This is a genomic window from Klebsiella sp. RCJ4 (assembly GCF_009025755.1).
GTDB classification, from domain to species: domain Bacteria; phylum Pseudomonadota; class Gammaproteobacteria; order Enterobacterales; family Enterobacteriaceae; genus Klebsiella; species Klebsiella michiganensis.
In genome coordinates, this window is the sequence record NZ_WCIN01000031.1 from 26,295 (window position 1) to 35,862 (window position 9,568).

8 protein-coding genes and 1 tRNA gene are annotated in these 9,568 nt (G+C 54.1%); 8 read left to right on the top strand and 1 reads right to left on the bottom strand.

Going from position 1 to position 9,568, the window contains the following annotated elements; genetic code table 11:
* The first annotated feature begins 25 nt into the window (after window positions 1–25).
* Window positions 26–1,108, top strand: a complete 1,083-nt coding sequence (gene mltC / locus F8562_RS11070) for a membrane-bound lytic murein transglycosylase MltC (protein WP_014226844.1) — start codon at window positions 26–28, stop codon at window positions 1,106–1,108.
* A 193-nt stretch (window positions 1,109–1,301) separates the two neighbouring features.
* Window positions 1,302–2,558, top strand: coding sequence for a nucleoside permease (locus tag F8562_RS11075; RefSeq protein WP_014839540.1), 1,257 nt, complete (start codon window positions 1,302–1,304; stop codon window positions 2,556–2,558).
* A gap of 67 nt (window positions 2,559–2,625) precedes the next feature.
* Here the strand turns inward: F8562_RS11075 and F8562_RS11080 are convergent, their stop codons facing one another.
* Window positions 2,626–4,764 carry an ornithine decarboxylase gene (locus F8562_RS11080; protein ID WP_014839541.1) on the bottom strand — a complete coding sequence of 713 codons (2,139 nt, stop codon included), beginning with the start codon at window positions 4,762–4,764 and terminating at the stop codon, window positions 2,626–2,628.
* A gap of 437 nt (window positions 4,765–5,201) precedes the next feature.
* Between F8562_RS11080 and F8562_RS11085 the strand changes: the two genes are divergently transcribed.
* The 6 genes from F8562_RS11085 to F8562_RS11110 all read left to right on the top strand — a co-directional run bounded on the left by F8562_RS11085 (window position 5,202) and on the right by F8562_RS11110 (window position 9,550).
* The gene (locus F8562_RS11085; protein WP_042934175.1) at window positions 5,202–5,918 is read left to right on the top strand and encodes a DUF554 domain-containing protein; all 717 of its coding nucleotides are present in this window, start codon (window positions 5,202–5,204) and stop codon (window positions 5,916–5,918) included.
* A gap of 105 nt (window positions 5,919–6,023) precedes the next feature.
* Window positions 6,024–6,099: transfer RNA gene (locus F8562_RS11090), tRNA-Phe, on the top strand.
* Window positions 6,100–6,228: 129 nt separating this feature from the next.
* The gene (locus F8562_RS11095; protein WP_042934177.1) at window positions 6,229–7,251 is read left to right on the top strand and encodes a DUF6538 domain-containing protein; all 1,023 of its coding nucleotides are present in this window, start codon (window positions 6,229–6,231) and stop codon (window positions 7,249–7,251) included.
* 129 nt (window positions 7,252–7,380) lie between these two features.
* Complete coding sequence (locus F8562_RS11100; protein WP_042934178.1) at window positions 7,381–7,932, top strand: recombinase family protein; 552 nt, start codon at window positions 7,381–7,383, stop codon at window positions 7,930–7,932.
* Window positions 7,933–7,957: 25 nt separating this feature from the next.
* Window positions 7,958–8,296 carry a hypothetical protein gene (locus tag F8562_RS11105; protein ID WP_042934179.1) on the top strand — a complete coding sequence of 113 codons (339 nt, stop codon included), beginning with the start codon at window positions 7,958–7,960 and terminating at the stop codon, window positions 8,294–8,296.
* A gap of 106 nt (window positions 8,297–8,402) precedes the next feature.
* Window positions 8,403–9,550 (top strand): IS3 family transposase gene (locus tag F8562_RS11110; protein WP_094909581.1). Its coding sequence is split into 2 segments (ribosomal slippage): window positions 8,403–8,640 and window positions 8,640–9,550, totalling 1,149 coding nucleotides; the frame shifts between segments, so codons are not numbered across the junction.
* Window positions 9,551–9,568: the final 18 nt, after the last annotated feature.

Below are 9,568 nucleotides of genomic sequence, written 5' to 3' on the forward strand. Positions count from 1 at the left end.
AAACACAACACGCACTCCCGGAATGATGAAAAAATACTTAGCGCTAGCGCTGATTGCGCCTTTGCTCGTTTCGTGTTCCAGCTCAACCAAAAAAGGCGCCGAGTACAACGAGGCGTGGGTGAAGGACACCAACGGCTTTGACATTCTGATGGGCCAGTTCGCCCATAACATCGAGAATATTTGGGGTTATAACGAAGTTCTGCTCGCCGGGCCGAAGGACTACGTCAAATACACCGACCAGTATCAGACCCGCAGCCATATCAACTTTGATGCGGGGACGATTACCGTCGAAACCATCGCCGGCACCGACCCGGCCGGGCGCCTGCGCCAGGCGATTATTAAAACCCTGCTGATGGGCGACGACCCGAACTCCATCGACCTCTATTCCGACGTCGATGATATTCAGATTTCAAAAGAGCCGTTCCTGTACGGTCAGGTGGTGGATAACACCGGCGAGTCGATTCGCTGGGAGTGGCGCGCCTCGCGCTTCGCCGACTATCTGCTGCAAACGCGCCTGAAAAGCCGCAGCAACGGCCCGCGCATGATTTACAGCATCACCATCAACCTGGTGCCGAACCACCTCGACAAACGCGCGCATAAATACATTGGCATGGTCCGTCAGGCATCGCGCAAATACGGCGTTGATGAATCGCTGATCCTGGCAATTATGCAAACCGAATCTTCCTTTAACCCCTATGCGGTCAGCCACGCCGACGCGCTGGGGCTGATGCAGGTGGTGCAGCACAGCGCCGGGAAGGACGTATTCCGTTCGCAGGGTAAATCAGGCCTGCCGAGCCGCAGCTATCTGTTCGATCCGGTCAATAACATCGACACCGGCACCGCCTATCTGGCGATGTTGAACAACGTCTATTTGTCCGGCATCACTAACCCGACCTCGCGTCGCTATGCGGTCATCACCGCCTATAACGGCGGCGCGGGCAGCGTACTGCGGGTCTTCTCCAGCGATAAGGTTCAGGCGGCGAATATCATCAACAACATGACGCCGGGAGATGTTTATCAGACCATCACCAGCCGTCACCCCTCCGCCGAGTCGCGTCGTTATCTGTATAAGGTTAACTCTGCGCAGAAAGGCTACCGCCGCAGGTAATCCCCCTTCAGCGCCCCTGTTTCCTCCGGGGCGCCTTCCTTCTGCTATACACAATAGAGTTGCGCAACTGTTTTGCGATTTTCTGCGGCAGTTAACAAAAGCATCCATCGCATAAATGATAGAATCCAACCAAAATAACGCCATAAATGTTATTTAAAACACAAAACAATTCTATATCCGTGAGGATCAAAACATGAATCTTAAGCTGCAGCTCAAAGTACTGTCGTTCCTGCAGTTCTGCCTCTGGGGAAGCTGGCTGACCACGCTCGGCTCGTATATGTTCGTCACCCTCAAGTTCGACGGTGCGGCCATCGGAGCGGTCTATAGCTCACTCGGTATCGCCGCGGTGTTTATGCCGACGCTGCTCGGTATCGTTGCCGATAAATGGATCAGCGCCAAGTGGGTTTATGCCATGTGCCATCTGGTCGGCGCGCTGACGCTGTGGCTCGCCGCCCAGGTCACCACGCCGGGGGAAATGTTCCTCGTCATCCTGCTCAACTCGCTGGCCTATATGCCAACGCTGGGGCTGATTAACACCATTTCGTACTACCGCCTGCAGTCTGCGGATATGGATATCGTGACCGATTTCCCGCCGATTCGTATCTGGGGCACCATTGGTTTTATCCTCGCCATGTGGGGCGTCAGCTTCTCCGGCTTTGAACTGAGCCATATGCAGCTCTATATCGGCGCGGCGCTCTCCTTGCTGCTGGTGCTCTTCACCCTGACGCTGCCGCATATTCCGGTGGCTAATCAGCAGAAAAACCAGAGCTGGACCGCCATGCTGGGCCTTGATGCCTTCGCGCTGTTTAAAAACAAACGTATGGCGATCTTCTTTATTTTCTCGATGATGCTGGGCGCCGAACTGCAAATCACCAATATGTTCGGCAACACCTTCCTGCACAGCTTTGATAAAGATCCGCTGTTCGCCAGCAGCTTTATCGTGCAGCACGCCTCGGTGATGATGTCGATTTCGCAGATCTCGGAAACCCTGTTCATCCTGACCATCCCGTTCTTCCTCAGCCGCTACGGCATCAAAAACGTGATGCTGATTAGTATCGTGGCGTGGATGCTGCGCTTCGGCCTGTTCGCTTACGGCGACCCGACCCCGTTTGGCACCGTGCTGCTGGTGCTGTCGATGATCGTTTATGGCTGCGCCTTCGACTTCTTCAACATCTCGGGTTCGGTGTTTGTGGAAAAAGAGGTTCGCCCGGAAATCCGCGCCAGCGCGCAGGGGATGTTCCTGATGATGACCAACGGCTTCGGCTGCATACTTGGCGGGATGGTAAGCGGTAAAGTGGTGGAGCACTTTACCGTCGAAGGGATCACCGACTGGCAAACCGTATGGCTGATTTTCGCCGGCTATTCGCTGGTTCTGGCTTTTGCCTTTGTGGCGCTGTTTAAGTACAAGCACGTCCGCGTACCAGCCGGGGCGCAGACCATCGCACATTAAATAAACGGCTTACCCCAGATTTACGAATAAAAAAACGCGCCCCGGTGTTATCAGCGGGGCGCGTTTTTTATGCTTTCAGCACATAGCCATATAGCCGCTTAATGCCGTCAGGGTCTGTTTCGCTGTAGACCCCCTGGAGCTCCGGCGAGAAGCCCGGCAGCATATTGACGCCTTCCTCCAGCGCCAGAAAATAGCGCAGCACCGCCCCGCCCCAGATTTCGCCAGGCACGACGCACAGCACGCCCGGTGGATACGGCAGCGCGCCCTCCGCCGCAATGCGCCCTTCGGCTTCGCTTAAGCGCACCAGCTCAACGTTACCGCGAATAAACTCGCGGTTGGCGTCCTGCGGGTTCATCACCGCGCGCGGGAAGCTCCTCTTGCGGAACATCTCTTTTTGCAAATCCTTCACGTCAAAGCTGACGTACAGGTTATGCATCTCCTGGCACAGCTCGCGGATGGTGTAATCCCGATAGCGCACCGGATATTTATTAAAAATGGTCGGCAGAACATCGGCCAGCGGGGTGTCGGATTCAATATGCTGCTCAAACTGGGCGAGCATCGCCACCAGCTGCGCCAGCTTCTCGGCGCTCTCTGCGGGCGTCAGCAGGAACAGAATGGAGTTCAGATCGCACTTCTCCGGCACGATGCCGTTTTCGCGCAGGTAGTGGGCCAGAATGGTCGCCGGGATACCAAAATCGGTATATTTTCCGCTCTCCGCATCGATCCCCGGCGTCGTCAGCAGCAGTTTACAGGGGTCAACGAAATACTGATCGCTGGCATAGCCTTCGAAGCCGTGCCAGCGCGCGCCCGGCTCAAAGCTAAAGAAGCGCCGTTCGCGGGCGATGGCTTCAGTGGGATGGTCCTGCCACGGACGCCCCGCCACCACCGGTGGAATAAACGGCTGGATCATTTTGCAGTTGGCGATAATCGCCTTGCGCGCTTCAATACCCAGCGCCACGCACTCCGCCCACAGGCGGCGTCCGCTCTCTCCTTCGTGAATTTTGGCATTCACGTCCAGAGCGGCGAACAGCGGATAAAACGGGCTGGTCGAGGCGTGCAGCATAAAGGCGTTGTTGAGCCGCTTATGCGGGCAAAAACGTTCCTGTCCGCGCAGGTGGTTATCTTTTTTATGGATCTGCGACGTTTGCGAAAAACCGGCCTGCTGTTTGTGCACCGACTGAGTGACAAAAATGCCCGGGTCGTCCGGCGTCAGGTCCAGCAGCAGCGGCGAACAGTCGGCCATCATCGGGATAAACTGCTCGTAGCCGACCCAGGCCGAGTCAAACAGGATGTAGTCGCACAGACCGCCGATTTTATCGACCACCTGGCGGGCGTTGTACACCGTCCCATCATAAGTACCGAGCTGAATCACCGCCAGGCGGAACGGGCGCGGCGCATCGGCTTTTTCCGGCGCCGTCTCGCGTATCAGTTCGCGCAGGTATTTCTCATCGAAGCAGCGATCGTCGATACCGCCAATAAAACCAAACGGATTGCGCGACGCTTCGAGATAAACCGGCGTTGCCCCGGCCTGAATCAGCGCGCCATGATGATTGGATTTATGGTTGTTACGGTCAAACAGCACCAGATCGCCGCGCGTCAGCAGCGCGTTGGTCACTACTTTGTTCGCCGCAGAGGTGCCGTTAAGGACGAAGTAGGTTTTATCGGCGTTGAAGACCTTCGCCGCGAACTTCTGCGCGTGTTTGGCAGACCCTTCATGAATCAGCAGATCGCCAAGCTTAACGTCGGCGTTGCACATGTCGGCGCGAAAGACGTTTTCACCAAAGAAGTCGAAAAACTGCCGTCCCGCCGGATGCTTCTTAAAGAAGGCGCCGTGCTGATGGCCCGGGCACGCGAAGGTGCTGTTATCCATCTCAACGTATTGGGTCAGCGTATCGAAGAACGGCGGCAGCAGATTCTCTTCATAGCCGCAGGCGGCGGCTTCCAGTTCGAGCCACTCCTGCTCTTTGCCGCTAACGATGGCCGTCACGCCTTCTGGTTTTTCGTGGTCAGCGTCACTGAACAGATAAACCGGCAGGTTGAACCCGGTGCGTTTCAGTAACGTAAGGATACCGCTGCGGCTGTCCGCTACGGTAATGACGACTGCCGCCACATCGGTAAAATCGGTACTGTCCAGGGCCACAACGCGACGGTGGGTGGACAGGCGGGATACCAGCTCGCGGCTGGCGGCAATGTGCATTGATTTCATGAGCGCGAATACCCGTTTCCGGAGAGTAAAAGGCTTCGGCCAGGGCGTCTGGGCTCTGGCCAACGAAATGTCAGGGTCTGACTGGATCCCAGCTCCGACCGCCTGACATCAGTAAAAGCAGACCGCGTCCGATCTTACTGTTGTCCTGCAGTGAGCCTGCGTTACGCTCACCGCATGGTGGGCAGAAGTTGTAGTGTAAGGGTAGCAAGACGAGGCTGCCTGCGCATCTGTACGCAGCGGCAACGGCGATGTAGCGGCGATGTCGTCATCACGGCGGCCTCATTCAGGAAAGGAGAAAATTCGCGCAATCATGTCACCTTTAAATCTACCGCGCAAGATCAATTACGTATGCAGCCATACCACGGATGCGCAAGCCTTTTGGCCCGTTTAGCGTCATAATAATGCAGTCATTAGGGATAATTAACAGGAGTCATGCTGTGGTTACAGGGCCATTTATTAACGCCGGCGCGGTCCTTTTGGGCGGCGTACTCGGCGCACTCTTAAGTCAAAGATTGCCGGAACGGATTCGTACATCAATGACCTCTATTTTTGGCCTCGCGTCGCTGGGCATCGGCATTCTGCTGGTGATCAAATGCGCCAACCTGCCGGTGATGGTGCTTTCAACGCTGGTGGGCGCGCTGCTCGGCGAAGTGTGCAACATGGAGAAAGGTATTAATACGCTGGTCAGTAAGCTCCAGCAGCTGCTTTCGCCCAAAAAGGGACAGAAAAAGGTCTCAGCGCATGAGTCCTATATCCAAAGCTACGTCGCGATAATCGTGCTGTTCTGCGCCAGCGGAACCGGGATTTTCGGCGCGATGCGCGAAGGAATGACCGGCGACGCCAGCATTCTCATTGCCAAAGCGTTTCTCGACTTCTTTACCGCCACCATCTTCGCCTGCACCCTGGGGCTGGCCGTCTCGGCCATTTGCGTACCGATGCTGGCCATCCAGCTGGCGCTGGCGGCCTGTGCGTCGCTAATTATGCCGTTAACCACGCCGATGATGATGGCGGATTTCACCGCCGTCGGCGGCATGCTGCTGGTCGCGACCGGTCTGCGCATCTGCGGAATTAAAATGTTCGCCGTGGTGAATATGCTGCCGGCCCTGGTGCTGGCGATGCCGATTTCAGAGGCCTGGACGGCGTTTTTCGCCTGAAGATGCGTGCTTTTGACGCAATGTGGTGATAGATTGTTCAGTCTGCTGCGAAACAGATAAATTTCGTTGACGAGGTGCGGTGAATCAGGTTTAATGCGCCCCGTTGCCCGGATAGCTCAGTCGGTAGAGCAGGGGATTGAAAATCCCCGTGTCCTTGGTTCGATTCCGAGTCCGGGCACCACTTATTTATAACCCTCGCTTCGGCGGGGGTTTTTGCTTTCTGAGTCAACAACTTGTTGGTTTACCAGTAGTTACCGCCCTTATCCCTCCTCCGGCCCCGCTTCCCGGTGGTACAAAAAGGTGGTACAAAATGGGCATTATGATAAAGCCTACCAAAGACCGAAATGGCACCTACTACATCCGCAAAGCGGTTCCTCAGGAGCTACGTCCAGCCATCGGCAAAGGCGAGCTAAAACGTTCCCTTGAGACGAAAGATCTTGAGCAAGCCAAACTCAAAGCCCCTGCCGCTCTGGCTGAAATCAACGCGATCATCCAGAACGCCCGAGCAGAGCGAACCGTAACGCAGGACGACACAGAGGTGATCGCTTCAGTATGGATGACAAGAATCCTACAGCAGCCGGAACTCATCAAAGCACGTTATGTACAGAAATACGATGAGGGTTATGGCCTGACCGCTGATAACGGGCAGTTAAGCGAGTGTCTGCGTAAAGGTGAGCGGGCAGACGAAGCTGATTTTCGGCTTGTCACCCAACTAATGCAGTCAGAACTTGAAGAAGCCCTTCGGTGGACGCCAGCAGTACTGACTCCTGCATGGCGACAAAAACTCGCATGGCGTCTGGCGGAGCACAGGCTCAGTACAGCGGAAATGTACATCCTTGATGAACTTCCATCATACGCCGCCATTACCGCCACACAGAAACAGAAAAGCCTGACCTTCACTGATCTTTTCGAGCATTACAAAGCACATATACGGCTAACCGACAAGGACAGAGCTGAGTCACGTATACGGGATTACACTTCATCGGCTAACCGCTTCATCAAATTTATTGGTGATAAGCCCATCCGGGACATCTCGAAAACTGACCTGTCGGCATTCCGCACACTTATGGAGCAGGCCCCGGCTAACCGCAGTAAGGCCGTCAACTCGCTGTCGCTGGAGAATCAGGCCAAAGCTCAGGGCAAGAAACTCAGCGCCAGCACCGTGCGGAACATCTTCATGCACCTGTCTGCAATGTTCAGGGTCGCACTCGAAGACGACCTGCTGGATGAACATCCTTTCGACAGCTTCAAAATGCGTAAAAAAGTGCAGGCAATGAACGAGCATACTCCGTTTTCCTCTAATCCCCTACTACCGCTAGACCCATACCAATAGCCCATGCCCTAAAGATCTGCCATCGCTACAACGGTGAAATGCCACTCTCGCCCCTGTCACAAGGTTGGTTTGGCATTTTGGCAGGTCTTTGCATCCTAGCATGGTCTATTGGCAGGGTAAGGAGTTCACATGGCTACAGTCGGTTACGCCCGCGTGTCCACCACCGGGCAAAGTCTTGATACACAGCTTGAAGCCCTGTCCGGTTGCGAGAAGACTTTCAAGGAAAAAATCAGTGGGGCTAAGGATGACCGTCCAGAGCTACAGGCGATGCTCGAATTTGTCCGTGAAGGTGACACAGTACAGGTAACGAAACTTGACCGCCTAGCACGCAACACCCGCCATTTGTTGGAGGTATCGGAATACCTTCAAGGTAAAGGCGTGGCGTTGAATATCCTCAATATCGGCATCAATACGGCCACACCGACAGGAAAACTCATGCTGACGATGATTGGTGCTATCGCCACATTCGAGCGTGAAATGATGCTGGAACGTCAGGCAGAGGGTATAGCACTGGCGAAGCTCAAAGGTAAGTATAAAGGCAGAAAGGCCACAGCCCGCAGCAAATCGCAGGAAGTAATCGAGATGCTGGGCAAGGGGCTGAGCAAACCCGAAATCTCTCGTCAGCTCGGGATCGGTATCACCAGCATTTACCGGATTGTGCGTACGCAATCTGAAGACTAATCAGGCAATCAAAAGGAATTATTCAATGAGAAAAACAATCGGCTTAATCGCCATACTGCTCGCAAGCCTCTCCACCACCGCAACAGCTGCCGACAACGTATATGTAAAACTCTCATGCGAAAACAACACCACTGTAGACATCACACTCAAGCAACAGGAACAAGTCGGTTGGGCCGACCTGTCTACCCCAAACGGAACTCGGAGGGCTAAGTTCTTCATGGGTGCAGAGGATAATGAAGGGGTGAACAGCCTGACATTCTCCAGTCTGGGCATTGCGTTCAACATTGACTACACAGAGGATAAAAAATTCACGCTCAAAATGATAAGTGGTGGCAGCGGTGAGTACTCTTGTAACGTGTTATAGCTCATTCCCCTTAAACGACTGAAGATTGATTGATTTCGATCTATGAATCGCCACGGGTTTAACAGACACCCCAGAGTCATTTAAGATGACTTAAAGAGAGGTGCCCATGAGCGGTAAGCGTTATCCTGAAGAGTTTAAAATTGAAGCAGTCAAACAGGTTGTTGATCGTGGTCATTCTGTTTCCAGCGTTGCAACTCGTCTCGATATCACCACCCACAGCCTTTACGCCTGGATAAAGAAGTACGGTCCGGATTCTTCCACTAATAATGAACAGTCAGATGCTCAGGCCGAGATCCGCCGACTCCAGAAGGAGTTAAAGCGGGTTACTGACGAACGGGATATATTAAAAAAAGCCGCGGCGTACTTCGCAAAGCTGTCCGACTGAGGTACGCCTTTATCCGTGACAACAATCGTTGCTGGCCTGTCCGTCTGCTCTGCCAGGTGCTGGATGTGCATCCGAGTGGGTTTTACGCCTGGCTTAAGCAGCCACATTCACGACGGTTTCATGCTGACCTGAAGCTGACGGGACATATTAAGCAGTTCTGGCTGGAGTCGGGCTGTGTTTATGGCTATCGCAAGATCTATCTCGATCTGCGGGATTCCGGGCAACAATGCGGTGTAAACAAAGTCTGGCGGTTGATGCAACGTGTGGGGATAAAGGCTCAGGTCGGATACCGAAGTCCACGGGCGCGTAAAGGTGAAGCCAGTATTGTGACGCCCAACAAGCTCCAGCGGCAGTTCAACCCGGAAGCACCGGATGAACGTTGGGTTACGGACATAACCTACATCCGAACCCACGAAGGCTGGTTGTATCTGGCCGTGGTGGTTGACCTGTTCTCCCGAAAAGTTATCGGCTGGTCAATGCAACCCCGAATGACAAAAGAGATTGTCCTGAACGCATTACTTATGGCGGTGTGGAGGCGTAATCCTCAAAAGCAGGTACTGGTTCACTCTGATCAGGGCAGTCAGTACACGAGCCATGAGTGGCAGTCGTTCCTGAAATCACACGCTCTGGAAGGCAGCATGAGCCGTCGCGGAAACTGCCACGACAATGCGGTTGCGGAAAGCTTTTTCCAGCTACTGAAGCGCGAACGGATTAAGAAAAAGATCTACGGAACTAGAGACGAAGCCAGAAGCGATATTTTTGATTACATCGAAATGTTTTATAACAGTAAGCGTCGGCATGGTTCGAGCGAGCAGATGCCACCAGTTGAATATGAAAACCTATATTATCAACGACTCAGAAGTGTCTAGGTTATCCGTGGCGATTCA

Bases quoted from the DNA above. Each gene is read 5' to 3' on its own strand.
- F8562_RS11075 (WP_014839540.1), top strand. From the start codon at position 1,302: ATGAATCTTAAGCTGCAGCTCAAAGTACTGTCGTTCCTGCAGTTCTGC.
- F8562_RS11095 (WP_042934177.1), top strand. From the start codon at position 6,229: ATGGGCATTATGATAAAGCCTACCAAAGACCGAAATGGCACCTACTAC.
- F8562_RS11080 (WP_014839541.1), bottom strand. From the start codon at position 4,764: ATGAAATCAATGCACATTGCCGCCAGCCGCGAGCTGGTATCCCGCCTG.
- F8562_RS11105 (WP_042934179.1), top strand. From the start codon at position 7,958: ATGAGAAAAACAATCGGCTTAATCGCCATACTGCTCGCAAGCCTCTCC.
- F8562_RS11100 (WP_042934178.1), top strand. From the start codon at position 7,381: ATGGCTACAGTCGGTTACGCCCGCGTGTCCACCACCGGGCAAAGTCTT.
- mltC (WP_014226844.1), top strand. From the start codon at position 26: ATGAAAAAATACTTAGCGCTAGCGCTGATTGCGCCTTTGCTCGTTTCG.